This is a genomic window from Tatumella terrea, from assembly GCF_039523755.1.
GTDB classification, from domain to species: Bacteria; Pseudomonadota; Gammaproteobacteria; order Enterobacterales; family Enterobacteriaceae; genus Tatumella; species Tatumella terrea.
The window spans coordinates 384,409-407,591 of sequence record NZ_BAAAFX010000013.1 but is presented as its reverse complement, the minus strand read 5'-3'; the positions used below and the strand labels follow the sequence as shown (position 1 = coordinate 407,591).

Annotated in this window: 30 protein-coding genes; 11 read left to right on the top strand and 19 right to left on the bottom strand. The window is 51.6% G+C overall.

Annotated features, from left to right (window positions below; translation table 11 throughout):
• Window positions 1-203: 203 nt before the first annotated feature.
• Window positions 204-1,115: a recombination-associated protein RdgC gene (gene rdgC, locus ABD035_RS10030; protein ID WP_343869787.1), complete on the top strand. Its 912-nt coding sequence runs from the start codon at window positions 204-206 to the stop codon at window positions 1,113-1,115.
• A 45-nt stretch (window positions 1,116-1,160) separates the two neighbouring features.
• On the opposite strand, the gene ppnP is transcribed toward rdgC, so the two are convergent.
• Both ppnP and aroL read right to left on the bottom strand, forming a co-directional pair.
• Window positions 1,161-1,445 carry a pyrimidine/purine nucleoside phosphorylase gene (ppnP, locus tag ABD035_RS10025; RefSeq protein ID WP_212714252.1) on the bottom strand — a complete coding sequence of 95 codons (285 nt, stop codon included), beginning with the start codon at window positions 1,443-1,445 and terminating at the stop codon, window positions 1,161-1,163.
• Window positions 1,446-2,148: 703 nt separating this feature from the next.
• Window positions 2,149-2,673, bottom strand: coding sequence for a shikimate kinase AroL (aroL, locus tag ABD035_RS10020; RefSeq protein WP_212714251.1), 525 nt, complete (start codon window positions 2,671-2,673; stop codon window positions 2,149-2,151).
• Window positions 2,674-3,031: 358 nt separating this feature from the next.
• On the opposite strand from aroL, the gene ABD035_RS10015 reads away from it, so the two are divergent.
• Window positions 3,032-3,715, top strand: coding sequence for a DUF2076 domain-containing protein (locus tag ABD035_RS10015; RefSeq protein WP_343869784.1), 684 nt, complete (start codon window positions 3,032-3,034; stop codon window positions 3,713-3,715).
• A gap of 30 nt (window positions 3,716-3,745) precedes the next feature.
• On the opposite strand, the gene ABD035_RS10010 is transcribed toward ABD035_RS10015, so the two are convergent.
• Window positions 3,746-4,189: a YaiI/YqxD family protein gene (locus ABD035_RS10010; RefSeq protein WP_212714250.1), complete on the bottom strand. Its 444-nt coding sequence runs from the start codon at window positions 4,187-4,189 to the stop codon at window positions 3,746-3,748.
• A 151-nt stretch (window positions 4,190-4,340) separates the two neighbouring features.
• On the opposite strand from ABD035_RS10010, the gene proC reads away from it, so the two are divergent.
• Window positions 4,341-5,153, top strand: a complete 813-nt coding sequence (gene proC, locus ABD035_RS10005) for a pyrroline-5-carboxylate reductase (RefSeq protein WP_212714249.1) — start codon at window positions 4,341-4,343, stop codon at window positions 5,151-5,153.
• Window positions 5,154-5,717: 564 nt separating this feature from the next.
• On the opposite strand, the gene ABD035_RS10000 is transcribed toward proC, so the two are convergent.
• From ABD035_RS10000 to ABD035_RS09985, 4 genes are all read right to left on the bottom strand, one after another.
• Window positions 5,718-5,981 carry a PsiF family protein gene (locus ABD035_RS10000; protein WP_371813119.1) on the bottom strand — a complete coding sequence of 88 codons (264 nt, stop codon included), beginning with the start codon at window positions 5,979-5,981 and terminating at the stop codon, window positions 5,718-5,720.
• A gap of 147 nt (window positions 5,982-6,128) precedes the next feature.
• A complete protein-coding gene (locus tag ABD035_RS09995) occupies window positions 6,129-6,383 on the bottom strand; it encodes an anti-adapter protein IraP (RefSeq protein WP_249213588.1) in 255 nt (84 codons plus the stop codon).
• A 233-nt stretch (window positions 6,384-6,616) separates the two neighbouring features.
• Window positions 6,617-6,766, bottom strand: coding sequence for a hypothetical protein (locus tag ABD035_RS09990; RefSeq protein ID WP_343869781.1), 150 nt, complete (start codon window positions 6,764-6,766; stop codon window positions 6,617-6,619).
• A gap of 178 nt (window positions 6,767-6,944) precedes the next feature.
• Window positions 6,945-7,238 (bottom strand): I78 family peptidase inhibitor, encoded by a 294-nt coding sequence (locus ABD035_RS09985; protein ID WP_212715232.1) that lies wholly within the window; start codon window positions 7,236-7,238, stop codon window positions 6,945-6,947.
• Window positions 7,239-7,606: 368 nt separating this feature from the next.
• On the opposite strand from ABD035_RS09985, the gene ABD035_RS09980 reads away from it, so the two are divergent.
• Window positions 7,607-8,260 (top strand): CPBP family intramembrane glutamic endopeptidase, encoded by a 654-nt coding sequence (locus ABD035_RS09980; RefSeq protein ID WP_212715249.1) that lies wholly within the window; start codon window positions 7,607-7,609, stop codon window positions 8,258-8,260.
• A gap of 35 nt (window positions 8,261-8,295) precedes the next feature.
• Here the strand turns inward: ABD035_RS09980 and ABD035_RS09975 are convergent, their stop codons facing one another.
• The gene (locus ABD035_RS09975; RefSeq protein WP_212715251.1) at window positions 8,296-8,493 is read right to left on the bottom strand and encodes a hypothetical protein; all 198 of its coding nucleotides are present in this window, start codon (window positions 8,491-8,493) and stop codon (window positions 8,296-8,298) included.
• Between the two features lie 162 nt (window positions 8,494-8,655).
• Between ABD035_RS09975 and ABD035_RS09970 the strand changes: the two genes are divergently transcribed.
• Window positions 8,656-8,853, top strand: a complete 198-nt coding sequence (locus ABD035_RS09970; RefSeq protein WP_212715233.1) for a hypothetical protein — start codon at window positions 8,656-8,658, stop codon at window positions 8,851-8,853.
• 80 nt (window positions 8,854-8,933) lie between these two features.
• A complete protein-coding gene (locus ABD035_RS09965; protein ID WP_343869777.1) occupies window positions 8,934-9,203 on the top strand; it encodes a hypothetical protein in 270 nt (89 codons plus the stop codon).
• A gap of 25 nt (window positions 9,204-9,228) precedes the next feature.
• Here ABD035_RS09965 and ABD035_RS09960 read toward each other — a convergent pair whose 3' ends face one another.
• The 4 genes from ABD035_RS09960 to adhP all read right to left on the bottom strand — a co-directional run bounded on the left by ABD035_RS09960 (window position 9,229) and on the right by adhP (window position 13,038).
• A complete protein-coding gene (locus ABD035_RS09960; protein ID WP_212715234.1) occupies window positions 9,229-9,657 on the bottom strand; it encodes an OsmC family protein in 429 nt (142 codons plus the stop codon).
• Between the two features lie 99 nt (window positions 9,658-9,756).
• Window positions 9,757-10,896, bottom strand: coding sequence for an FMN-dependent L-lactate dehydrogenase LldD (lldD, locus tag ABD035_RS09955; RefSeq protein WP_212715235.1), 1,140 nt, complete (start codon window positions 10,894-10,896; stop codon window positions 9,757-9,759).
• 2 nt (window positions 10,897-10,898) lie between these two features.
• A complete protein-coding gene (gene lldR, locus ABD035_RS09950; protein ID WP_343869772.1) occupies window positions 10,899-11,675 on the bottom strand; it encodes a transcriptional regulator LldR in 777 nt (258 codons plus the stop codon).
• A gap of 343 nt (window positions 11,676-12,018) precedes the next feature.
• Entirely contained in the window at window positions 12,019-13,038 is a 1,020-nt protein-coding gene (gene adhP / locus ABD035_RS09945) for an alcohol dehydrogenase AdhP (RefSeq protein ID WP_212715237.1), read from the bottom strand.
• Window positions 13,039-13,443: 405 nt separating this feature from the next.
• Here adhP and ABD035_RS09940 point away from each other — a divergent pair, with 405 nt between their 5' ends.
• Entirely contained in the window at window positions 13,444-14,043 is a 600-nt protein-coding gene (locus ABD035_RS09940) for a nitroreductase family protein (protein WP_343869770.1), read from the top strand.
• A 42-nt stretch (window positions 14,044-14,085) separates the two neighbouring features.
• On the opposite strand, the gene ABD035_RS09935 is transcribed toward ABD035_RS09940, so the two are convergent.
• Window positions 14,086-15,375, bottom strand: coding sequence for a cystathionine gamma-synthase family protein (locus ABD035_RS09935; protein WP_343869768.1), 1,290 nt, complete (start codon window positions 15,373-15,375; stop codon window positions 14,086-14,088).
• Window positions 15,376-15,918: 543 nt separating this feature from the next.
• Here ABD035_RS09935 and ABD035_RS09930 point away from each other — a divergent pair.
• Together ABD035_RS09930 and ABD035_RS09925 are read left to right on the top strand one after the other, a co-directional pair.
• Complete coding sequence (locus ABD035_RS09930) at window positions 15,919-16,062, top strand: hypothetical protein (RefSeq protein WP_343869766.1); 144 nt, start codon at window positions 15,919-15,921, stop codon at window positions 16,060-16,062.
• Window positions 16,063-16,090: 28 nt separating this feature from the next.
• Window positions 16,091-16,429, top strand: coding sequence for a contact-dependent growth inhibition system immunity protein (locus tag ABD035_RS09925; RefSeq protein WP_343869764.1), 339 nt, complete (start codon window positions 16,091-16,093; stop codon window positions 16,427-16,429).
• A 236-nt stretch (window positions 16,430-16,665) separates the two neighbouring features.
• On the opposite strand, the gene rplS is transcribed toward ABD035_RS09925, so the two are convergent.
• From rplS to ffh, 5 genes are all read right to left on the bottom strand, one after another.
• Window positions 16,666-17,013, bottom strand: coding sequence for a 50S ribosomal protein L19 (gene rplS, locus ABD035_RS09920; protein ID WP_025902542.1), 348 nt, complete (start codon window positions 17,011-17,013; stop codon window positions 16,666-16,668).
• Between the two features lie 42 nt (window positions 17,014-17,055).
• Window positions 17,056-17,820 carry a tRNA (guanosine(37)-N1)-methyltransferase TrmD gene (gene trmD / locus ABD035_RS09915; protein WP_212715250.1) on the bottom strand — a complete coding sequence of 255 codons (765 nt, stop codon included), beginning with the start codon at window positions 17,818-17,820 and terminating at the stop codon, window positions 17,056-17,058.
• 35 nt (window positions 17,821-17,855) lie between these two features.
• On the bottom strand, window positions 17,856-18,404 hold the full coding sequence (rimM, locus tag ABD035_RS09910) for a ribosome maturation factor RimM (RefSeq protein WP_025902544.1): 549 nt from the start codon (window positions 18,402-18,404) through the stop codon (window positions 17,856-17,858).
• A 24-nt stretch (window positions 18,405-18,428) separates the two neighbouring features.
• Window positions 18,429-18,677, bottom strand: coding sequence for a 30S ribosomal protein S16 (gene rpsP, locus ABD035_RS09905; protein ID WP_212715242.1), 249 nt, complete (start codon window positions 18,675-18,677; stop codon window positions 18,429-18,431).
• Window positions 18,678-18,823: 146 nt separating this feature from the next.
• On the bottom strand, window positions 18,824-20,185 hold the full coding sequence (gene ffh / locus ABD035_RS09900; protein ID WP_212715243.1) for a signal recognition particle protein: 1,362 nt from the start codon (window positions 20,183-20,185) through the stop codon (window positions 18,824-18,826).
• 171 nt (window positions 20,186-20,356) lie between these two features.
• On the opposite strand from ffh, the gene ABD035_RS09895 reads away from it, so the two are divergent.
• A complete protein-coding gene (locus ABD035_RS09895) occupies window positions 20,357-21,148 on the top strand; it encodes a cytochrome C assembly family protein (protein ID WP_212715244.1) in 792 nt (263 codons plus the stop codon).
• 24 nt (window positions 21,149-21,172) lie between these two features.
• Window positions 21,173-22,456, top strand: coding sequence for an HlyC/CorC family transporter (locus ABD035_RS09890; RefSeq protein WP_343869757.1), 1,284 nt, complete (start codon window positions 21,173-21,175; stop codon window positions 22,454-22,456).
• Window positions 22,457-22,547: 91 nt separating this feature from the next.
• Here the strand turns inward: ABD035_RS09890 and luxS are convergent, their stop codons facing one another.
• Window positions 22,548-23,063 carry an S-ribosylhomocysteine lyase gene (luxS, locus tag ABD035_RS09885; RefSeq protein WP_212715246.1) on the bottom strand — a complete coding sequence of 172 codons (516 nt, stop codon included), beginning with the start codon at window positions 23,061-23,063 and terminating at the stop codon, window positions 22,548-22,550.
• Between the last annotated feature and the right edge of the window lie 120 nt (window positions 23,064-23,183).

Here is a 23,183-nt window from a genome sequence, read left to right as displayed (position 1 = left end):
TGGCGCAACACAGGGAAGTCTCTCTGTGTTGCCTTTTCCTGCCCTGATGCTTCCCCGGGGCCATTGTTCTGTCCTGCCTGCCGCCGCCGTTTTCGCCCTCTCTGACCGCCACGGTTGTTAATTGTTATCCCGGTTGCTGAAACCCGGCCCCTGATTGGGTATCATCTGCCCTCTGTCCGGAAATGCTGGCTTAAGGAATTAAGATGCTGTGGTTTAAAAATATGATGGTGTATCGTCTGAACCGGGAAATCCCGCTGTCTGTTGACGATATGGAACGACAACTCAGTGCCTGCAGTTTCACCCCCTGCGGAAGCCAGGACCTGTCCAAATCCGGCTGGGTCTCTCCTCTGAACGATAACAGTGATTCCCTGCTGCACGTGAGTCAGGGCCAGCTCCTGCTGTGCGCACGCAAAGAAGAGAAAATTCTGCCGGCCCCGGTGATCAAACAGGCACTGGAAGCAAAAATCCATCATCTGGAAACAGAACAACAGCGTAAGCTGAAAAAAACCGAAAAAGATGCCCTGAAAGATGAGGTGATCCATAGCCTGTTACCGCGGGCCTTCAGCCGTTACAGCCAGACATGGTTGTGGATCGACCCGCAGCATCAGCTGATTATGGTCGACAGTGCCAGTGCGAAAAAGGCCGAGGATCTGCTGGCCCTGCTGCGTAAAAGCCTGGGGTCATTACCTGTCGTGCCGCTGGCGCTGGAAACCCCGATCGAACTGACCCTGACCGAATGGGTTCGCTCCGGCACCCTGCCGGCAGGGTTTGCGCTGCTGGACGAAGCTGAGCTGAAAGCCACCCTGGAAGAAGGCGGTGTGATCCGTTGTAAACAGCAGGAGCTGGTCAGTGATGAAATTGCGCATCATATTGAAGCCGGAAAGCGGGTGACTAAGCTGGCCATTGACTGGCAGGAACGTCTGCAATGTATCGTGAGTGATGACGGCTCACTGAAACGCCTGAAATTCAGTGATACCCTGCGTGAACAGAACGATGATATTGACCGGGAAGATTTCGCGCTGCGTTTTGATGCCGATTTCTCGCTGATGACCGGCGAGCTGGCCGCCTTTACGGAAGCCTTAATTTCCGCGCTGGGCGGCGAAGCACAGCACTGAGGCTAACGCTCATGCCCTGCTCAGCAGGGCATGACCGCGACAGAATTACAGATAACGGCAGAGGTAGGCGCTTTCTTCCGCCACCTGTAAATAAAACTCACTGTTGCCCGGGACATTAAAGACCTGACCCGCCTCAAACCACTGCCATTCGGTTTCCCCCGGCAGCAGGACTTTTAATGCGCCGCTGACCACGGTCATTTCTTCAGGCTTCCCGGTTCCAAAGGTATATTCTCCGGCCGACATCACCCCGACGCTCGCTTCACCTGACAGCGAGTTTTCAAAACCAATAGATTTTACTTTACCTTCAAAATACTCATTCGATTTCAGCATCTTTTTTCCTTTGTCGTTCGCAGGGGTATGCTGACAGTGTAAAAGCAGTCCGATCTCCTTGTCACGTGAATAATCAGCCGCATCATCAGGTTAGCGTTTTCCTCTCCTCACCTGCCCCGCCACCGGACAACTCACCGCGATAACAGGTGCCGGAGGGCGCTCTGCACTAAGCCATTTTCAGCGTCAGGTCAGTCTTTTTCAGAATGTTGAGGTTATGGCCGGGGATGGGAACGTCAGGCTACGTCGGTGTGAGGCCTATCCTCTTCCCCGGGGAGCTCAGGAGTGCAACCCTGTTCCCCGGAAAGACCGCTATTCTTGCCCCGGCCTGACTGACACTGAAGGCTCCGGTGACCACGACAGACGATGCCTGCCACTCGCAGGTGTTATCTTTCTCTGTGCGTTCCTTCGCTTTTATCAGTCAGAGGAGCGGAGTATGCCCGCGAGTCAGGCACAGATATCCCCTTAAAAGGGTATCCGCGCAGGTACTGCCTGATACGGCAACCTGATAACCAGCGTCTTTTATAAGACAGTTCACAGTCCTGAGGCTCAATATGCGGGAGATGTCTCCCGGCCGGCAGGCTTTCCGGAAAACGGACTGAGGCGTTAACCGCCTTCATTATCAGTATGACGACGGATAACCGGTCAGGTCCCGGTCCGGTAATGCGGTAGCGGCAACCGTCGCCGCTTCAGGGCGTATGCAGATTCAGCCCGCACGCTGCTGTGACAAAACCTGCAGAATATTGTCGACCACCTCCTGAGGAGGCAGAGTGGCATCAATAATATGGTGGGCGGTTGATGAATAAAGCGGGCTACGGACTTTCAGGATATCGCTCATCTCTTCGGTGATAGGGCGCCCTGTCAGTGTGGGACGTTGTTCATTTTCAGGCTCCGCATCCAGGCGCTTTGCCAGTTCATCCGGCTCGACACTCAGCCAGAAGACCCGGCCGTTATCCCGCATAAACTGACAGTTTTCCGGACGCAGAATGATCCCGCCGCCGGTAGCGACCACCGAGGAGTCCGCGGTCACCGCGACCAGTGAATCACTTTCCTTCGTCCTGAAGCTTTCCCATCCCTCTTCCGCGACAATCTGTGCAATCGTACACTGCAGTGACGTTTGCAAATGATGGTCCGTATCATGGAATGCATAGCCCAATGTCTTTGATAACAGATGTCCGACGGTTGTTTTTCCACAACCCCGGGCACCTATCAGATAAATGGGTAATGACATAAAGGCTAATCCTCCGCCGGAATATTCGCAAAGTGACTGAAAATAAAAACCCGTGCATGATAACCGGAATTCACGCTGACAGCCACCCGCACATCGGTGATCAGGCCGGAGAGACCAACGGAGCCTGGCCGGCGGATGATTCGCAATATTTTTTTACTGCACCCTCATTTACTTTGCGCTGAGCTATCCCCATATATAATGAGGCTGACGCGGGTGTGAAGCAGAAGTGCCGGCGCTATAATTTCAGGATACAGGCTTTTGTCGTGACGACGGCCTGTGTCAGTTGCTATGAAATGTCAGAAACATTGTTTCCGGACCTCCGGCGATAATGTCTTAAAAGATGATGAGAGGTTTCACCATGCAGAGCGAAGAGCAAAAAATAATTGATGGCTTGTTCAGCCGGTTACAGCAGGCAGAAAGCCAGTCCGGTCCGCGTGATGCGGGCGCTGAACAGTTGATCAGAAATCATCTGCAAAATCAGCCGGCAGCCGCCTATTACATGGCGCAGGCTATTCTTATCCAGGAAGCGGCGCTGAAAAAACTGAATGAACAGGTTAACAGCCTGGAAAACCAGTTAAAACAGCAGCAGCAACCTCAGCAAAGCAGCGGCGGCTTTCTGTCCGGGTTGTTTGGCGGGGGCAACTCACAGCCTCGCCAGACGGCACCGGCCCAGCCGGCATGGGGCTCACAGCCACAACAGCCGGCACAGCAACCGGGCTATACGTCTGCACCTGCCGCTGCACCGCGCGGTACCGGGTTCCTGGGCGGCGCATTACAAACTGCGGCCGGTGTTGCCGGGGGTGTCGTACTGGCGGATATGCTGACCAGCATGTTCCACCATTCACAGCCGGAAGAGATCGTGAATATCATTAACGAACCGCCGCTGGAAAGCCCGGATTACGATCAGGGGCTGGATACCTTTAACCAGGGCGACAATGCCTTCCCGGCCGATGATAACCGCTGGGATGACAACAGTTCCGGTGGGTTTGACAGCTTCCTGGGCGACGACAGCTTTAACGATGACGACGACAGCTTCCTGTAAACACTCCGCTGTCCTCCCCTTCAGGCAGCATTATTGCTGCCTGAACCATTTATCCAGTTCATTGGCAAATAACTGCCGGTCCTTCTGATTCAGTGCCGCCGGTCCGCCGGAAGCCATCCCACTGGCCCGTAAGGTCTCCATAAAATCCCTCATGGTCAGCCGCTCACGGATCGTTGCCGGTGAATAGCGTTCTCCGCGGGGATTCAGTGCCGCGCCGCCCTTTTCAAGCACTTCAGCCGCCAGGGGAATGTCGGCGGTCACCACTAAATCCCCGGCCTCAACACGCCGCACAATTTCATTGTCAGCCACATCAAACCCTGCCGCCACCTGTAATGAATGAAGCCACGGAGAAGCCGGGATCCGCAATCCCTGGTTAGCAACAAAAGTAATATGTGTTTGCGTTCTGTCGGCCGCACGATAAAGTATTTCTTTAATAACGGCAGGACAAGCGTCTGCATCTACCCAGATAGCCATAGTTTTTCCTGAAAGAGACTGAACAGGAATTGTGGATCATTATGGCTGTGCAGAACAACTTTTTATCCTTGCCGGAGAAGACCGGACGGCACCTTACCGGGTCTGTTAAAGGTATCACTGCTGATTTTCTGATTAACACAAAGGACAGATAATGCTGAACAAAAAAGTGGGGTTCATTGGTTGCGGTAATATGGCCAAAGCGATTATCAATGGGATGATTGCCAGCCGAATCATCGCCCCGGAAAATGTGTGGGTCTTTGATCGTAAACCTGAAACAAATCAGGCGATGGCAGAAAAATACGGGCTGCACGCGGCAGAAAGTCTGGAGTCAATGGCCCGTGAGGTAGATATTCTGGTCGGTGCGATCAAGCCGAATGTGATGCTGAAACTGCTGGGAAGCATTGCCGGGTTGCTGAAAAAAGAGACGCTGGTCGTTTCTATCGCCGCCGGGATCACGCTGGATGCTCTCGCTACCGTACTGGGTCATGACCGGAAGATTATTCGTGTTATGCCAAACACACCGGCCTTAGTCGGTACCGGCATGACCTCCGTCACCCCGAATGTGCTGGTGAATGAGGAGGAAACCGATATTATCCTGCAAGTGTTCCGTAGCTTCGGGAAAGCCGAACTGGTCAGTGAATACCTTATCCACTCGGTCGTCGGCGTCAGCGGCTCCGCACCGGCTTATGTGTTTATGATGATTGAAGCCATGGCGGATGCGGCCGTACTGGGGGGAATGCCCCGCAAACAGGCCTACGAATTTGCGGCTCAGACCGTAAAAGGTGCGGCTCAGATGGTTCTGGAAACCGATCAGCACCCCGCTCAACTGAAAGACAGTGTCTGCTCTCCAGGCGGTACCACCATTGAAGCGGTGAAGACTCTGGAAAGTAAAGGGTTCCGTGCTGCGATTATGGAAGCCATGCAGAAATGTATGGAAAAGTCAGAGCAGCTGAGCAAAGCATAATAATGCCGCTTCCCTCCGGTCATCTCTCTGCCGGGGGGCTATCCGTTTTACCGCAAATCAGAGTCACCCGTCCTGCCGCCTCAGAAAATGCCGTTGCCCGCAAACCATTGTAAGATGCACGTTCTGCAGCCCATAGCAATACCGGCAATCGCTTACCAGCCCCGGCATGACAGCCGATAACCTTTTTTCACCGGGGATAGCGTGTACACGGCACTTTTTCCATGGCTCAGAGAATACTGAAACCCGCTATCAAACAGGGGCCAGCGACAGCATTCAGGGAGTGATCTGTTCCTGACGGAAATGCGTTTTCTGACCTTATCGCGTGGCCCTGCTGATACCCAGGCCCCGTCAGGGCGAGCGTTTACAGGCCAGTGCCGTCCGGTGAACGGTGGATGGTCACGGCATCACCGCCAGTACCGCGTGGCTGACAGAGATGGGTATTGTCCGCCACCGGGGACAAAGGCAACCGGGTACCCGCATTAAGTATAGCCGGATGCTGACAGATAAAAAAACAGCCCCGGAGAGGCTGTTCTGATGAACTACCAGGGTTAATGACCTAAGTCATTAGCCTTTTTTCAGGCAGCTGCTCATAAAGGATTTACGGTCAGCACCTTTTAAGGCTTTCTGTTTGGCATCAGCATTACAGGTTTTCATTTTCTGTTGCTGTGCCGTCAGCGCTTTTGGCGCCTTATGATCTTTTTTCAGGCAGGTGCTCATAAAGCCTTTACGGGCTTCACCCTTCAGAGACTGTGTCGAGGCCTGGTTGTTACAGTCAGTCATTTTTTGCTGCTGCGCGGTTCTTTCCGCTGCAGAAGCCTGCCCCGCCATTAATAATCCGCCCAGAACAGCGGCTACGATCATTTTATTCATGATTACTCCTGTCAATAAAAAAACCGGTAAACAACCGGTGATACCCGACAACCTTTCACTGAAGTGAGTTATCGGTAATTAGGTGAACACTTAACCGTCAGACTATCAGCGGCTAATGCCCGTTATCTTTTCAAGATAGCCGGTATTCAGTAATGCGCGACTTTTTTCTGACGACGTCTCGTTAGTATTATCTATCAGGTGTTCGATTTGCGTCTGAAATGACAAGCGGGCTTCGGGTGAAAGGGTTTCTACCAGTGCCGATAAAATAATCTCTATCGTGGCCTGGCGCTCTTGCTGAAGTTTATATTCTTCATCCCTCTCCGCCAGTTTAATTAAAAGCTCAGCAATAATATTTTTCATACATAAGCCTCAGAATCATCTGATCCTGAACTTAACATTGCGAATAGCAAAAAAACAGGCTTTTTATAAAACTGAAACAGTTAATTTCATAAACAAATAGAAAGTTAAATACCGGGGAGAACCGCAGGAGAAGAGCATTCCGGTCAGCGGGACCCGCGGACAGGCAGGGCATTGCGGCCGGTCAGAGTCCCCGGCATGATGCCGGGGACTCTATAGCCGTTAAGCAGGGTTTATCAGTTACCGGAGTAGTTATAGTGCGGACCACCGCCACCGCCACCCCAGCCACCACCGCCGCCCCATCCTCCTCCGGGAGACGGGAAAATACAGCCATTCAGCATTACCACGACGCCCAGAACAGCAGCAATTTTTAACAGTCGTACCATAGTTGACCTCTATTCGGGTTGTTTCTGCTTCCGGCCTTCAGTATATAACCAGCCTTGCTCAGAAAAATCCGTATCCTCCTTCTGTTTATTCACTGAAACCAGCCTTAACAGTTTTCTGACACTAATCCTACAGCCCGCTTTCGTAGTCCCACGGTTCCTGACGGCAGAGATCACTGCTTCAGCCGCAATAGATCCGTGTAATGTTCCCCTGCGCATCCGCCATAAAATTCAGGCGACGCAGATTAAAGTCCATGCTGACGACAGAGTTATAGGCAATCGCCCTGGACTCAGTACCGAATCGCATGTTCTCTATCGAGGTCAGTGGCTTGCCGATAAAGCTCTGAAACTGAGAGGCCCCGCACATATCATCATCCGGGACATACGCCTGGTCCTGCGGATGCTGACGGGCTGACTGGCAGGAAGCCAGCAGTACTATTCCGCTTAACAGCACGAGCTTTCCGTAAAATGTCATAACAACTCCTTAAACGCCTCACAGAGACTCCCCTGCGGACTTTGCTTAGCGCAGAAATACCGGTCCGGGTCACGCCTGTGCTGATTTAATAATGAAATGCCACCTGCGGCACGGAAAATTATCCCCCGGCAGCCATACTGTTTACTGTCACGGGTTTCTGTCGCAAAGCGACCTGTGTATCTCACTGCCAGGCCGCCGCTACGGGTGTTTACCGCGGGTCAAACGACATGCAGGCCCTTTGTCTTCACTGAGGACAGCACACCGAATCCTCCTGAATGACAGCAATGACCTCTGCGATTATCGCCGATGACTCGACAGTGATCTGTACCATTGATACTATTCAGAAGATTCTTAACTCCGGGCCACCGATGAATACACATTCAGATAAAATCACACTTACCGCGTTTTATCTCGGAAGTTTTGTTATCTACTATCTGATAACGCTGATGATAACGCTGTTTCCTGACTTTCTGGTGCTGCGGACCAGTGGTTTGCTGGTGCCGGTGATCTGCCTGTTTGAATTCGCGGTGATTTATCCGTTGTATCGTTTTTATTGTCAGCGCCGGGACGACATTCCTTTCGGTCAGCTAACGCTGGTACAGACACTCCTGTTCACCGCGGCATTACTGATCCTGATGCTGGCGGAAACACAATATTTGCTGCCGGAGGTCTGGCTGTCAGAGCAATCGTCACAGGCCCGAAGTTCACAATTAATATTGCTGATCACCGCCGTTTGTCTGGCCCCGGTATTCGAAGAAGTTTTGTTCCGCGGGTTTCTGCTGCAGGCCTTTCTGTTATGGGCCCCTGAAAGCAGACTGGCCTGTACCTTACTGACCTCGCTGCTGTTTGCGGCCATGCATACACAGTATGTCCACTGGCAGTCCATCGCGGCACTGACGCTTTTCTCCCTCTTGCTGTGCTGGGCCAGAATGAAAAGCAAAGGGCTTGCCTTACCGGTGTTTTTGCACACCCTGAATAATCTGATAGCGCTGGTGCCGGCGCTGTATCTTACCGCCTGGTAGCGCGGGCAGTCCGTTGCCCGCCCGCGTATTGCCTCTCACGCCCCTGCGTCAGATTCCTGCTCAAAATGGGTTTTGAACTGTTCGTAAATCGACAGCATATTTGAGGCATCTCCCTGTAACGGGCTCAGTTTACCGGCACGCACCAGCTCAATCACAACCTGTAAGGCCGCCTGCTTAGGGTTTTCGGAAGGGCTGGCGATGGGTTCATTCATTATCTTGTTACCTGTCATCATTGAGGGAAATCCTGCAGAAAAATTAAATTGTAACGCAGCAACGCCCCCGCTTGCAGAAAAACCTGTAATGCCGGTCTCCGTCATCATCGCGTTATCTGTAAGAGTGCTATACTGGTTCACCCGGCAATCACGACATGTGCTTACTGGTATAAGGAGTTAGTCATGTTAATCGGATTCGTGCTATTAGTCAGTGCCTGCGGTAATGATGCCTGCGATGCATTGCCGGTTTCTGAACATATTTTTCCGACGCAGAGTAGCTGTGAGGTGATGGCCCAACGTATTCGTAAGGTCCGTCCGCATGTGGTATTGCTCTGCGGTGAGGTTCACCGGGGCGGCGGATCAGAGTCAGAATCAGAGTAGGTATTAATGTATGACCTGCAATACTGCCCGGCCGGCCAAAGCCCGTGGGATACGTTGTTACCCCGGATAGCGGATAGTTTATGAAGCTTAAAAAAAATAAGCGACCACGTAAACCCGGGGGACGCTGGATCTATTACTTGCTGTATCAGGATATTATCTGGCCCTGTCCCGTGCGCTGGGAATGGGAAGCGGGATATGGCGGATGGTTGCCGTTCTACTACGCGCCGACATTAGAATTTATTGCCGCAGATCCGGGCCGGGTGATCCGGGTTCCGCGCGGTTCAGCATCCCCTGTCCTGCCTGCCGGCGGCCGGCGCGGGAAAAAAGCGGATACTGACGGGAGGCCGTAGCCTCCCGGGAAATGACACCGCTGAATTAATTTTCCAGTACGTAATCCAGTGTAATTTCGGTATTCAGCAACTGAGAGACCGGACAGCCCGCTTTAGCTTTATTGATGATCTCTTCGAATTTTTTCTCATCAATCCCTGGAAGTTCGATAACACTTTTCAGTGCCACTTTGGTGATGGCAAAGCCTTCCCCCTTTTTATCCAGAGAAACATCGGCGGTCGTATCGATACTTTTCGGCGTATGCCCCGCCTGGCCCAGCATCAGAGAGAGCGCCATGGAGAAACAGGCTGCATGCGCTGCGCCAATCAGCTCTTCAGGATTCGTACCAGGTTTATCTTCAAAGCGGGTATTAAAGCCATAAGGTTGCTGACTAAGCGCACCACTTTCGGTGCTGACAGTCCCTTTACCTTTAATATCACCTTCCCAGTGAGCCGAACCTTTCTTATGAATCGTCATACACTCCTCCATAGTAAGAGACTAAGTACTCAGTATAGTCGCTCTGTCGATATTGGCTTGTTTTGCTGTGTTACAGGCTATATTTACGAATTATCCGGGTCACTGGAGGTTAGCCAGTAAATCACGGTTTATCTCCTGAACCGATTTGGCGCCGGTCAGGGTCATGGCCACCCGCATTTCATTAGCGATCAGCGTCAGCAGATTTTCAACCCCCTGCTGCCCGTGAGCCGCCAGCGCATAGATAAACGCTCGTCCCAGTAATACCGTATCCGCCCCCAGCGCCAGCATGCGCACGACATCCAGTCCGTTACGGATACCACTGTCTGCCAGCAGAGTAAGGTCGCCTTTAACGGCATCGGCTATTGCAGGCATGGCCCTGGCCGTTGACAGTACGCCATCCAGTTGTCGTCCGCCGTGGTTAGATACCACGATACCATCGGCACCAAAACGCACGGCATCCTTAGCATCTTCCGGGTCGAGGATACCTTTAATCACCATCGGACCGTCCCAGAAATCCCGGATCCATTCCAGATCCTTCCAGGAAATAGACTGATCAAAGTTATTCGCCAGCCAGCCAATATAGTCTTCCAGTGCCGTCGGTTTGCCAAGATACGCTGAAACATTCCCCAGGTCATGCGGACGGCCCATGACCCCCACATCCCACGCCCAGGAAGGATGCTGCACGGATTGTAAATAACGGCGGGAGGCCGCAAACGGACCACTCATCCCGGAGTGAGCATCACGGTAACGCGCCCCCGGGGTCGGCATATCTACCGTAAAGACCAGCGTGGAACAGCCCGCGGCTTTGGCCCGTTCCAGTACGTTACGCATAAACCCGCGGTCACGTAAAACATAGAGCTGGAACCACATCGGACGGTCAATCGCGGGGGTCACTTCTTCAATCGGACAGACAGAGACGGTGGATAAGGTAAACGGGATCCCTGCCTTTGCTGCAGCTTTCGCGGCCTGTACTTCCCCTCTGCGGGCATACATACCCGTCAGGCCTACCGGCCCGAGCGCAACCGGCATCGATAAGGTCTCATTGAACAGCTTTGTTTCCAGACTCAGCGAGGACATATTTTTTAATACCCGCTGACGCAGAGCAATACCGGATAAATCATCGGTATTACGTTTCATTGTATATTCGGTATAGGCCCCGCCATCGATGTAATGAAACAGGAATGGGGGTAAACGTCGCTCCGCGGCGGCACGATAGTCAGATGAAGCAGAAATAATCATGATCAATTCTCTGTGCTTTGCAGAAGGCTGTCAGGCAAGCGAATAACTCTGAGTTGTCTGGCATAGTCTTCATCAAGTTGTTGTGTTGTCCTGTGCACGAAACTGAGATGGCAGTTAGCGGCATTACGTGCTGCCTCAGCATCACCCCGGAGGATCGCCTGCAACAGATGAAGATGTTGTTCCGATAACTGGCTGACAATATCCTCGCTGGAAAACATTTGCTGGCGACTCTGTAATACCGAGCTGTGCAATAAATCAAACAGTCCGCGCATAGTCTGTAACAACACAGCATTGTGTGACGCTTCAGCAATCATCAGATGAAAGCGGGCATCGGCCTGAGCCACCAGGCCGGCATCGCCACCTTCCTGTAACTCACACATGGCATCAAAGCAGTACTGTAACCGTTGCTTATCTTCGGCAGTGGCTCTGAGTGCCGCATGCCAGGCCGTTCCCGCTTCCAGCGTATGTCTTGCTTCCAGAATATCTGAACGGTAGCCGGGGTTATCCATCTGAGCCAGTAAAGGCTCGACGATCACCCGTTGCGACCAGGGCGAGAGTGCTTTACACACATAGGTTCCGCCTCCGCGGTGCGTGGTGACCACTCCGGTACTGTTCAGTTTCTGTAGTGCTTCCCTGACCGATGCCCGGGAAACCTGCAGCTCCGCCGCAAGTTTACGCTCTGAAGGTAACCGCATTCCGGCCGTCAGTGACCGTTCCCTGATCAGGGTTTGCAGGCGTCTGACCAGCAAATCACTGAGTTTATCTGACGGTTTTTCCATGTTTCCCTCCGGCGCGAGCCCCTGTTTCAGACGATTATCCCGAACGCATGATCTCCTGAAGTTAACGCTGTGTTGTCGGGAATATCCTAACGACAATGTAAAAGTGTTGTTAAGTTTATTCGAAACAGATCACAGAATTAGTATCAGAAGTGTGATTCAGCTTACTTTACAACAAAATCCGGTCTGACCAATTTAACCGAAAACAGACTCAGTCGTCCTGCGGCTTTGGCGGAATTTTTTACAATGCGGGGCAGTGATTGTCATTTTTATGTGACGAAAAATTATCTGAAGCCAAAAAAAAACCCTGACCTTTCGGTCAGGGCCTGTTTTAGTCGTGGGGGGTTTAGTGGTCGTGTGAACAGAAGTCGATCACCATACGGCCTTTGATTTTCCCCTGCTCCATCTCGTGGAAAATATCATTAATGTCTTCCACTTTACGTTTTTCAACTTTCGGCACCACTTTACCTTCCGCCGCGAAACGGAAAGCTTCACTCAGATCTTTACGGGTACCCACCAGCGAACCGACAACTTCGATACCGTCCAGAACCAGGCGAGGAATATCCAGACTCATAGACTCCGGAGGCAGACCGACCGCCACCACACGTCCGCCTGCACGTACACAATCGACCGCTGAGTTAAAGGCAGATTTAGCGACCGCAGTCACTACTGCGGCATGGGCTCCGCCACATTTTTCCTGCATCACTTTCGCTGCGTCTTCATTTAACGGGTTAATCGTCAGATCGGCGCCCATCTCTTTGGCGAATTCGAGCTGATTTTCGTTGACATCGACGGCGACAACTTTCGCATTAAATACATTTTTTGCATACTGCAGCGCCAGGTTCCCCAGGCCGCCCAGACCATAAATCGCAATCCACTGCCCCGGACGAATGTTAGATACTTTGACCGCTTTATAGGTCGTCACCCCGGCACAGGTAATACTGCTGGCGGCGGCAGAATCTAATCCCTCCGGGACTTTCACGGCATAATCTGCAACAACGATACATTCTTCAGCCATCCCGCCATCGACGGTATAGCCGGCATTTTTCACGCTACGACACAGGGTTTCATTACCGCTGTTACAATACTCACAGTATCCGCAGCCCTGGAAGAACCAGGCGACACTGGCACGGTCGCCCGGCTTCAGAGAAGTCACGCCCGGGCCGATTTCTTTAACCACCCCGATACCTTCATGGCCCAGAATAACGCCGGTTTTGTCACCAAAGTCGCCGTTTTTTACATGAAGATCCGTATGGCATACCCCACAGTACTCCATCTTTAACAGGGCCTCTCCGTGCCCGAGGGGACGCAGTTTCTTATCAACAATGTCTACACTATGATCTTTAGTTACGACTGCTGCTTTCATGGAAGAACTCCTTAAGACGGGAACAGTGAAAGTGGATATCTCATACACCGGAGTGTATCGATATATCAGGGTAAAAGAGTTGATATTCATCAGAAAAAATTAAATATCCGGGATATTTTTAGCACAATTTTCCGACAGAATCGCCCGGTTGTTGATATTACCGGCAAAATCAGACCCGGTACAGGTGACGGTTATCGCAGGAAAACATATCGGACGGGGTTAATCACCCACTGCAATCAGAAAAGAAACACGGCTAAACCCTTTGATACTATCAATCATATTTGTTACTTAGTATCCGGAGGTATTATTTCTGTGGAAAGCATACCCTGTCGCTCAGACAGGCAAACACCTTACTTCCCCCTGCGGGATTAACGGGGATATTTTTCCTCTCACGAAGGAGACGATATGTCGCAAGGTTTCAATGAACTGGCCGAAAAACGCAGAACTATCTATGCCCTGGGTCCGACGCTGCCGCTGGCAGAGGACGAGGTGATTTCTCTTATCCGCACCGCCATCCGGAATGCGCCCTCGGCTTTTAACTCCCAAAGTTCGCGGGCGCTGATCCTGCTCGGCGAGGAACATAAAAAATTCTGGGCGCTGACCCGGGACCAACTGAAAAAGCGGGTGGCTGCTGATGCCTTCGCTAATACCGAAAAAAAACTGGCAGGCTTTGCGGCTGCGGCAGGCTCGGTGCTGTTTTTTGAAGACCAGCAGGTCGTCAGCGGACTTCAGCAACAGTTTCCGTCCTATGCGGATAACTTCCCTGTCTGGTCCGAGCACAGCACCGGCATCGCTCAGTATGCTGTCTGGCTGGCATTGGCAGAGAAAGGTATCGGAGCTAACCTGCAGCACTATAATCCGCTGGTCGACGAGGATGTGCAGAAAGCATGGAATATTCCGGCCAGCTGGAAATTGCGGGCACAGATGAACTTCGGTGCCATCGAAGCCCCGGCAGGAGAAAAGACCTATATTCCTGACAGTGAACGCTTTATCGTTGCACGCTAAGCGTTCAGCGCTATGCCGGCCTGCTGGCCGGCATACAATGCATTATGCTGACAGAGAGTCCAGCGCCTGTTGCAGATCAGCAATCAGATCGTCCGGATGCTCGATGCCGATAGAGACGCGAACCGTAGTATCGTAGATAGCAAAGGCTTCGCGGGTTTCTTTTGCGACACCAGAGTGCGTGGTGGTCGCCGGATGACTCGCCAGCGATTCGGTCCCCCCCAGACTGACAGCCAGCCTGAAAATTTTCAGGTGATTCAGGAACCGGAAGGCATCTGCCTGAGTCTGTCCGACATCAAAAGAGAACGTGGACCCGGCCCCCTGACACTGCTGCTGATACAATTTACCTTCCGGGGTTTCCGCCCCTTTGAAAGGCAGGTAATTGACCGCCGAAATCCCGGGGTGCTGTTGCAGAAATTCGGCCACTTTCTGTGCATTATTATTCGCTTTTTCCATGCGTAACTGCAGGGTTTCCAGAGAGCGCCCCAGCATCCAGCAGGAATGCGGGTCAAGCTGAGTCCCGATCGCACTGCGCATCTGCCTGACCGGCGCCATCAGCGCACGGCTCCCCATCGCTGCACCCGCCACCAAATCAGAATGCCCGCCGACATATTTGGTCAGAGAGTAAACACTGATATCGGCACCCAGTGCCAGGGGACGCTGAAAGACCGGACCGAGCAACGTATTATCGCAGACCACCGGCGGACGGAAGCCCTGTAACTGCTCAAGTTCATCAGCGAGCCTGGCAAGCAGACGAATATCCGCCAGCGAGTTGGTCGGGTTAGCCGGTGTTTCCACAAAGATGGCAGCCACACGACCGGTGCTGAGCGCGGCCTTACCGGAGGCCAGCATCGGTTCATACGACAGCGCATCACTTAACGGATGGCTGCTGATCCCTAAGCGGGCCAGCGTTTTATTAAACAGGGTTTCTGTGCCGCCGTAGAGTGGCTGGGTTTTCAGCACCACATCCCCTGGCTGACACAACGTCAGTAATACTGAGCTAATCGCCGACATCCCTGAGGAAAACAGGGCACAACGTTCAGCGCCTTCATACAGCGCCAGACGATCTTCCACAATTTCACTGTTAGGATGGTTAAAACGGGAATAGACCAGCCCTTCGCGCGTCCCGTCCGGAGCCGCCTGACGTCCGCTGGCGACATCGAAGAAGGTTTGCCCTTCTTCTGCGGTACGAAAAATAAAGGTTGAGGTAAGGAAAACCGGAGGCTTCACCGCACCTTCAGATAACATCGGGTCATAACCATAACTGGTCATTAATGTCTCCGGGTGCAGATGATGCTCTCCCTGGCGGGTTTTAATGGTTTTACCGTCACTCATAACATGTTCCTGTCGTCGTCAGTCCCCGTTTTTACGGGCGCCGGGTCGTACAGCATCAGACAATCTGACCTGCAACCGCGGATGAATGAACACATAATAACATTTCCGGACGAAAAGTGATGTCAGTCCCGTATAAATCCCTGTCCGGCCGGGCTGTGATATCAGTTATCCCCGGGGATGCAGTGGCTGATGAGGGAACAGCCCCCCGGTAGTCAGAGGCCGTGGTCAGGAGGCATTCAGTTAATGAATAAGGTCAGCGATGACCTGCCACCGGGTTCAGGGAGAGTCCTGTCAGTTATTGCAAAGAGACTCATACGCCTGAGACCGGGAATCATCCTGACAAATCCGGTCAGCGCCCGGATTAGCGAAGTCATCAGGCTGCTGATCGTTAAAGGCCCTTTACGGGGCGGATGATTTTTCGGAAAACCGTGAGGAAGGCTGTCAAAACTGGCATCTCCCGACAGTAAACACTTTTAAAAATTAAACCTCCGTAATAGCCTTACCTTTGCAAAATTCATATTCACGATTAAAAAGGATTTGATAATGAATAAGGATGAAGGGCTTAGTTTCGTTTTATCGCCCATACAATTGGCTGCTATGGTTCGCCACCAGACAGTAAGCGAAGGTGAGATACTCAGTCATCGCCTGTGGGGAGGTTTAGGTGTCGTTTGCAATATTATCTGGTGACGGCCTTCCCTACGCCATAAGGAGTGATATGGATACTGATATGACCAAATCCTGTGAGATGGATAACCTCGTTGTGGCGTACTACGGCCAGGATTGTGATATTTTCGATCCCGGGTGTAATTTCGATAACTTACTGAATGAATATATAGCCACTTCATCACCCTTCCATCTGAGAATGCTGCTGGCTAATATTCAGGAATTTGAGCAGGAACCGCTGGGGCTGAGGTTTTTTACCGTGCGATACCGCGTTGATTTTTCGCCCGACAGATGGGATATGACAGCCGCTGAGTGGCTCGGTGCCGTTAAAGTGAGAGTCATCGACTACCTTCACGCGAATGGCTACTCCTCAGAATTATCAAAATTTTAAGAGCACGGGGAAAAGAGAGTGCTTAACCGGGTCCGTTAAACAGAACTCTGCTGTATCGTCATTCCGAAAATACCGGCACCAGGCTCCCCAAAAAATCTGCAACATCGTTCTCTTACGCGGGTAATACGCTGACTTTCCTCCCTGCCAGGCGACTGCCCGCAGGCAAAAAAAAAGGGGGCTGGCCAGTGGCCAACCCCTTTCTGCTATTAACTTTCAGATGTCGCGTTAGCGATACCTTAGTTAAGACGCTCTTTGATACGAGCAGCCTTACCAGTACGCTCACGCAGGTAGTACAGTTTGGCCTGACGTACAGCACCACGACGTTTAACAGCAATGCTGTCAATTACTGGTGAGTGAGTCTGGAATACACGCTCAACACCTTCGCCGTTAGAAATCTTACGAACAGTGAATGCAGAGTGCAGACCGCGGTTACGAATAGCGATAACCACGCCCTCGAATGCCTGCAGACGTTTTTTAGAACCTTCAACGACCCATACTTTCACTTCCACGGAGTCACCCGGACGGAATGAAGGTACATCCTGTTTCATCTGTTCTTGTTCAATTTGTTTAATAATGTTGCTCATAATTAAATCTCTTATCCTGGGTAAACTGATATTCAGGGAAGATTACTCTTCCGTATCATCATGTTGTTGCTGCTGGTGTTCCTTACGGAACTCACGCAACAATTTAGTTTGCTCTTCAGTCAGAGCCAGGTTTTCCAGAAGCTCAGGTCTTCTTAGCCAGGTACGGCCCAACGACTGCTTCAGACGCCAGCGGCGAATTTCAGCATGGTTTCCCGACAGCAGAACCGGCGGTACCTCCACACCTTCTAACACTTCAGGTCGGGTATAATGCGGACAATCCAGCAATCCGTCAGAAAACGAGTCTTCTTCCGCCGATGCCTGTTTCCCGAGCACTCCCGGAATAAACCGGGCGACCGAGTCGATCATCGTCATTGCCGGCAGTTCCCCGCCGCTGAGCACGTAATCACCGATTGACCATTCTTCATCAATTTCGGCGTCGATTACCCGCTCATCAATACCTTCATACCTGCCACACACCAGAATTAGCTTCTGATCTGCGGCGAGTTCGCAAACGCCCTGTTGGTCCAGTTTGCGTCCCTGAGGTGACAGATAAATCACCTTAGCACCTTCACCTGCCGCAGCTTTCGCTGCATGGATAGCATCCCGTAAAGGTTGCACCATCATCAGCATTCCCGGCCCGCCCCCATAAGGACGGTCGTCGACAGTACGATGCCTGTCATGTGTGAAGTCTCTTGGACTCCAGCACTGAATGCTGAGCAGACCGCTTTTTACAGCCCGGCCAGTTACCCCGTAATCGGTAATCGCACGAAACATCTCTGGAAACAGGCTTATCACACCAATCCACATAGCGTTCGCCGTTGGTTTACCGTTATGTCCGGAGATCAAAAACCAGGATCCCAATCTACTTCAATTGTGCCAGCAGAGAGATCGACTTTTCTGATAACCTGTTCATAAAGAAACGGGATTAACCGCTCTTTAGCGCCAAAAGCATCTTTCAGGTTTGCCTTCACGACCATCACGTCGTTCGATCCGGTTTCCATCATATCAATGACTTTCCCCATCGCGTAGCCTTCAACGTTAACCACCTGGCAACCGATAAGGTCTTTCCAGTAGTAGTCACCGTCTTCCAGCTCGGGCAACTGCGTCGAATCAACCACAATTTCGCAATTCGTTAATTGAGCCGCCGCATCACGATCATCAATGCCTTTGACTTTGATAATCATGTCCTGATTGTGATTTTTCCAGCCTTCCAGTTCAACCTGCTGCCATTGACCGGCACGCTGAATAAACCAGGGTTGGTAATCAAAGATACGCTCAGCGTCTTCAGTGGAAGAAAACACTTTGAGCCAACCACGAATACCGTAGGCCGCTCCCATCTTTCCTAACGTAAGAGAATTAACAGGAGGTTGTGCGGTAGATTTTCTGGTCATGCTCATGTTCGCCACCGTGACAGATTAAGCTGCTTTTTTCGCTTCTTTAACCAGCGCGTGAACGCGGTCAGAAACAGTTGCGCCTAAGCCAACCCAGTGTTCGATGCGATCCAGATCCAGACGCAGTGCTTCAGCCTGACCAGATGCAACCGGGTTGAAGAAACCAACGCGCTCAATGAAACGACCATTACGCGCATTACGGCTGTCAGTAACGACAACCTGATAGAATGGACGCTTTTTAGCGCCGTGACGTGCCAAACGAATTGTTACCATAACATCCTCTTTAGTTAATAAAACAACCGGGCCCCATCGAGGAACGGGGCCCGGGTGCAATATAAAAAGCCCGAAAATTTTACTCATTTTGGCGCAAAAAGCAACCTGTTAAGTGAATCAGACGCCGGGCTTTTCATTATTCCGGCTTAACGGCCTGGAAATCCTGGCGGCATCGCCCCTTTCATGCCACGTAACATCTTGGCCATGCCACCTTTTTTCATCTTTTTCATCATCCGCTGCATATCATCAAATTGTTTCAGCAGGCGGTTAACGTCCTGAACCTGTAAACCACACCCGGTCGCAATACGACGCTTACGCGACCCTTTGATGATTTCAGGCTTCTCGCGCTCTTTGCGCGTCATGGAGTTGATAATGGCTTCCATACGGACCAGCACTTTATCATCCATCTGAGATTTTACGTTATCAGGTAACTGCCCCATACCTGGCAGTTTACCCATCAGGCTGGCCATGCCACCCATATTACGCATCTGTTTCAGTTGCTGCAGGAAGTCATTGAGGTCAAAACCATCGCCGGTTTTCAGCTTCTTCGCCAGCTTTTCGGCCTGATCACGGTCAACTTTGCTCTCAATATCTTCGATAAGCGACAACATGTCCCCCATGCCAAGAATACGTGAGGCAATACGTTCCGGATAGAAAGCTTCCAGCGCTTCGGTTTTTTCGCCCATCCCCATAAACTTGATCGGTTTACCGGTAATATGGCGAATAGACAATGCAGCCCCGCCGCGGGCATCACCGTCCACTTTGGTCAGGATAACCCCGGTCAGAGGCAGGGCTTCGTTAAAGGCCTTCGCGGTGTTTGCCGCATCCTGACCGGTCATGGCATCGACAACAAACAGGGTTTCTACCGGGTTGATCGCGGCATGAACCTGTTTGATTTCATCCATCATCGCTTCATCGACATGCAAACGACCGGCGGTATCCACCAGCAGCACATCATAAAACTTCAGTCTGGCTTCATTTAAGGCCTGGCTGACAATATCTACCGGCTTCTGAGAGATATCCGACGGACAGAAATCCACGCCCACCTGTTCGGCCAGGGTTTCGAGCTGTTTGATCGCCGCAGGGCGATAGACGTCGGCAGAAACCACCAGCACTTTCTTCTTGTGTTTCTCTTTCAGGAATTTACCTAATTTCCCGACGCTGGTCGTTTTACCGGCCCCCTGCAAACCCGCCATCAGCACCACGGCCGGGGGCTGTGCAGCAAGATTCAGGGTGTTATTTTCAGCGCCCATGGCTGCCACCAGTTCATCACGAACTATCTTGATGAACTCCTGGCCCGGGGTCAGGCTTTTATTGACGTCGTGCCCGACGGCACTCTCTTTAACCCTGGAGATAAAATCACGGACTACCGGCAGGGCGACATCGGCCTCCAGTAATGCCATGCGCACTTCACGCAGAGTGTCTTTAATATTGTCTTCTGTCAGCCTTCCGCGGCCGCTGATATTGCGCAGTGTTTGCGACAAACGATCGGTTAAATTATCAAACATTATCTATCACTCAGAATATATAGCGAAGCCGCCTGTGCGACATTTTCCGGGCAGTATAACATGAAGCGTCAGCGATCTCTGCAATTGACCATCAGATCGTTTGGCGCAAGTCGCTGCTAACGCTATACTGCCCTTTCTGAACACTCACTGATGGCTAACACGAAACCTTTTATGTCAGTTTTTGCGATTTTGGCGCTATTCGCCTATTCACTGAGTCTCGCCTTGATTATTCCAAGCCTGCTGACACGGGGCAGTGGCTGGCGGCGTATGGCTATGCTTTCGGCGGTTATCGCGCTGATATCGCATGGTGTCGCTATTGAACAACGGATTTTCCTGCCAGGCTCAGTACAGAACTTCAGCTTACTGAACACAGGATCACTGGTCAGTCTGATGATTTGTGCGGTGATGACGATTGTCGCATCACGTAACCGTGGCTGGCTGCTGCTGCCCTTTGTCTATAGTTTTTCGCTTATTAACCTGACGTTTGCCACCTTTGTTCCCAATGCTTTCCTGACTCATCTGGAAGCCACCCCCGGCATACTGGTTCACATTGGTCTGGCTCTGTTTGCCTATGCGACACTGATCATTGCTGCCCTGTATGCACTGCAACTGGCATGGATTGATTATCAGCTGAAAAATAAGAAGCTGGCTTTCAGTCATGATATGCCTCCGCTGATGGTGATTGAACGTAAAATGTTCCATATCACGCAGGTCGGTGTGGTGCTTCTGACGCTGGTGCTGTGTAGCGGCCTGTTCTATATGCATGACCTCTTTTCAGAAGACAATATTGATAAAGCCGTCCTTTCCATACTCGCCTGGTTTGTCTATATCGTACTGCTGTGGGGACATTACCGTGAAGGCTGGCGTGGTCGCCGGGTGGTGTGGTTCAACTGCGGCGGCGCTGTGCTGCTGACGATGGCCTATTTTGGCAGCCGTACGATCGGATACCTGTTAACCCGCTAATTTATTAAAAAAGGAAATTTCGCGTTGGATCATGTTTCAACTTCTACGCTAATTATCACACTAGTCATCATGATCCTGGTCTCCGCCTGGTTTGCCGGCTCCGAGACCGGCATGATGACGCTCAACCGCTATAAACTGCGCCATAATGCACGCAATGGTAACCGTGCAGCCAAACGGGTCGAGAAGCTGTTATCCAAACCTGACCGCCTGATCAGTCTGGTACTGATCGGTAACAACCTGGTGAATATTCTGGCTTCCTCGCTGGCAACCATTGTCGGTATCCGTCTGTACGGAAATACCGGGGTCGCTATTGCCACCGGGATCCTGACCTTCGTCGTGCTAGTCTTTGCCGAGGTACTGCCAAAAACGATTGCTGCGCTCTATCCGGAAAAAGTGGCCTACCCGAGCAGTTTTTTACTGGCACCGTTACAGATTATTATGATGCCCATCGTCTGGCTGCTGAACTCCATTACCCGGGTTCTGATGCGGCTGGTCGGTATTCGTACCAGCGGTGCGGTTAACTCTGCGCTCAGTAAAGAAGAGTTACGAACCATCGTCCACGAATCGCGCTCGCTGATGTCGCGCCGGAATCAGGATATGCTGCTGTCCGTGCTGGATCTGGAAAAAGTCACCGTCGATGACATCATGGTGCCCCGTAATGAAATTGTCGGTATCAACGTCAATGATGACTGGAAATCCATCATTCGTCAGCTGACCCACTCCCCGCATGGGCGCATTGTTTTATTCCGCGATACGCTGGATGACACCGTAGGTATGCTGCGGGTCCGGGAAGCCTGGCGCATGATGACGGAAAAGAAAGAGTTCACCAAAGAAAACCTGCTGCGTGCGGCCGATGAGATTTATTACATTCCTCAGGGGACGGCATTGAATATGCAGCTGGTGAAGTTTCAGCGTAATAAAAAGAAAGCGGGCCTGATTGTCGATGAATACGGTGATATCAAAGGGCTGGTGACCATTGAGGATATTCTGGAAGAGATCGTCGGCGACTTCACCACCTCGATGTCTCCTTCTCTGGCAGAAGAAGTGATGCCACAGAATGACGGGTCGGTGCTGGTCGATGGCAGTGCAAATGTCCGGGAAATCAATAAAGCCTTTAACTGGACGCTGCCGGAAGATGGCGCACGTACCATTAACGGTATGTTGCTGGAAGCGCTGGAAGAGATCCCTGAGGTACAGCGAAAAGTACAGATTGGCCACTACGCTGTCGAGATCCTCGACGTTCAGGACAATATGGTTAAACAGACGCGGATCACGCCCCATACGACGCTCGAAGAATCGCTGGGGTAAACCTGCAGGAATCAAAAAAGGCGGCGGAACCGGAAGGTCTGCCGCCTTTTTTATTTCAGCCGCCTGAAAGCGGCGCCTGACACTCTGAGAACTAGATGTGTAACTCTTTCAGCGTTTCCGCGGGCAGAGCCAGTTCATCATTGTGGTTCACGCGAACATCATGGCTGATGATGTGACGAGCGATATCCTGGGCTTCTTCCAGAGAGTGCATCTCGTAAGTACCGCACTGGAACTCGTTCAGTTCAGGGATCTTGCGCTGGTCAGTCACTTTCAGCACATCTTCCATCGCCGCTTTCCAGGCATCTGCCACACGCTGCTCGTCAGGCGTACCGATCAGGCTCATGTAGAACCCTGTACGGCACCCCATCGGCGAAATATCGATAATTTCCACGCCCTCACCGTTCAGGTGATTACGCATGAAACCTGCAAACAGGTGTTCAAGGGTGTGGATCCCGCGCTCAGGCATCACTTCTTTGTTAGGAATGCAGAAACGCAGATCGAACACAGTGATCGTGTCGCCATGAGGTGTATTCATGGTTTTCGCAACACGAACCGCAGGCGCTGCCATACGGGTATGATCAACAGTAAAACTATCCAGCAATGGCATATCGTTACCTCTTTTAAAAAAATTTTCGGGTTTTATGAAACTTTTCCGCCAGGCGTGCGTCTGAGTATATGAAAGACGCGCATTTGTTATCATCATCCCTGACAACAGAGATGTTTATTT

Bases quoted from the DNA above. Each gene is read 5' to 3' on its own strand.
- rdgC (WP_343869787.1), top strand. From the start codon at position 204: ATGCTGTGGTTTAAAAATATGATGGTGTATCGTCTGAACCGGGAAATC.
- ppnP (WP_212714252.1), bottom strand. From the start codon at position 1,445: ATGCTGAAATCGAATGAGTATTTTGAAGGTAAAGTAAAATCTATTGGT.
- aroL (WP_212714251.1), bottom strand. From the start codon at position 2,673: ATGTCATTACCCATTTATCTGATAGGTGCCCGGGGTTGTGGAAAAACA.
- ABD035_RS10015 (WP_343869784.1), top strand. From the start codon at position 3,032: ATGCAGAGCGAAGAGCAAAAAATAATTGATGGCTTGTTCAGCCGGTTA.
- ABD035_RS10010 (WP_212714250.1), bottom strand. From the start codon at position 4,189: ATGGCTATCTGGGTAGATGCAGACGCTTGTCCTGCCGTTATTAAAGAA.
- proC (WP_212714249.1), top strand. From the start codon at position 4,341: ATGCTGAACAAAAAAGTGGGGTTCATTGGTTGCGGTAATATGGCCAAA.
- ABD035_RS10000 (WP_371813119.1), bottom strand. From the start codon at position 5,981: ATGGCGGGGCAGGCTTCTGCAGCGGAAAGAACCGCGCAGCAGCAAAAA.
- ABD035_RS09995 (WP_249213588.1), bottom strand. From the start codon at position 6,383: ATGAAAAATATTATTGCTGAGCTTTTAATTAAACTGGCGGAGAGGGAT.
- ABD035_RS09990 (WP_343869781.1), bottom strand. From the start codon at position 6,766: ATGGTACGACTGTTAAAAATTGCTGCTGTTCTGGGCGTCGTGGTAATG.
- ABD035_RS09985 (WP_212715232.1), bottom strand. From the start codon at position 7,238: ATGACATTTTACGGAAAGCTCGTGCTGTTAAGCGGAATAGTACTGCTG.
- ABD035_RS09980 (WP_212715249.1), top strand. From the start codon at position 7,607: ATGAATACACATTCAGATAAAATCACACTTACCGCGTTTTATCTCGGA.
- ABD035_RS09975 (WP_212715251.1), bottom strand. From the start codon at position 8,493: ATGATGACAGGTAACAAGATAATGAATGAACCCATCGCCAGCCCTTCC.
- ABD035_RS09970 (WP_212715233.1), top strand. From the start codon at position 8,656: ATGTTAATCGGATTCGTGCTATTAGTCAGTGCCTGCGGTAATGATGCC.
- ABD035_RS09965 (WP_343869777.1), top strand. From the start codon at position 8,934: ATGAAGCTTAAAAAAAATAAGCGACCACGTAAACCCGGGGGACGCTGG.
- ABD035_RS09960 (WP_212715234.1), bottom strand. From the start codon at position 9,657: ATGACGATTCATAAGAAAGGTTCGGCTCACTGGGAAGGTGATATTAAA.
- lldD (WP_212715235.1), bottom strand. From the start codon at position 10,896: ATGATTATTTCTGCTTCATCTGACTATCGTGCCGCCGCGGAGCGACGT.
- lldR (WP_343869772.1), bottom strand. From the start codon at position 11,675: ATGGAAAAACCGTCAGATAAACTCAGTGATTTGCTGGTCAGACGCCTG.
- adhP (WP_212715237.1), bottom strand. From the start codon at position 13,038: ATGAAAGCAGCAGTCGTAACTAAAGATCATAGTGTAGACATTGTTGAT.
- ABD035_RS09940 (WP_343869770.1), top strand. From the start codon at position 13,444: ATGTCGCAAGGTTTCAATGAACTGGCCGAAAAACGCAGAACTATCTAT.
- ABD035_RS09935 (WP_343869768.1), bottom strand. From the start codon at position 15,375: ATGAGTGACGGTAAAACCATTAAAACCCGCCAGGGAGAGCATCATCTG.
- ABD035_RS09930 (WP_343869766.1), top strand. From the start codon at position 15,919: ATGAATAAGGATGAAGGGCTTAGTTTCGTTTTATCGCCCATACAATTG.
- ABD035_RS09925 (WP_343869764.1), top strand. From the start codon at position 16,091: ATGGATACTGATATGACCAAATCCTGTGAGATGGATAACCTCGTTGTG.
- rplS (WP_025902542.1), bottom strand. From the start codon at position 17,013: ATGAGCAACATTATTAAACAAATTGAACAAGAACAGATGAAACAGGAT.
- trmD (WP_212715250.1), bottom strand. From the start codon at position 17,820: ATGTGGATTGGTGTGATAAGCCTGTTTCCAGAGATGTTTCGTGCGATT.
- rimM (WP_025902544.1), bottom strand. From the start codon at position 18,404: ATGACCAGAAAATCTACCGCACAACCTCCTGTTAATTCTCTTACGTTA.
- rpsP (WP_212715242.1), bottom strand. From the start codon at position 18,677: ATGGTAACAATTCGTTTGGCACGTCACGGCGCTAAAAAGCGTCCATTC.
- ffh (WP_212715243.1), bottom strand. From the start codon at position 20,185: ATGTTTGATAATTTAACCGATCGTTTGTCGCAAACACTGCGCAATATC.
- ABD035_RS09895 (WP_212715244.1), top strand. From the start codon at position 20,357: ATGTCAGTTTTTGCGATTTTGGCGCTATTCGCCTATTCACTGAGTCTC.
- luxS (WP_212715246.1), bottom strand. From the start codon at position 23,063: ATGCCATTGCTGGATAGTTTTACTGTTGATCATACCCGTATGGCAGCG.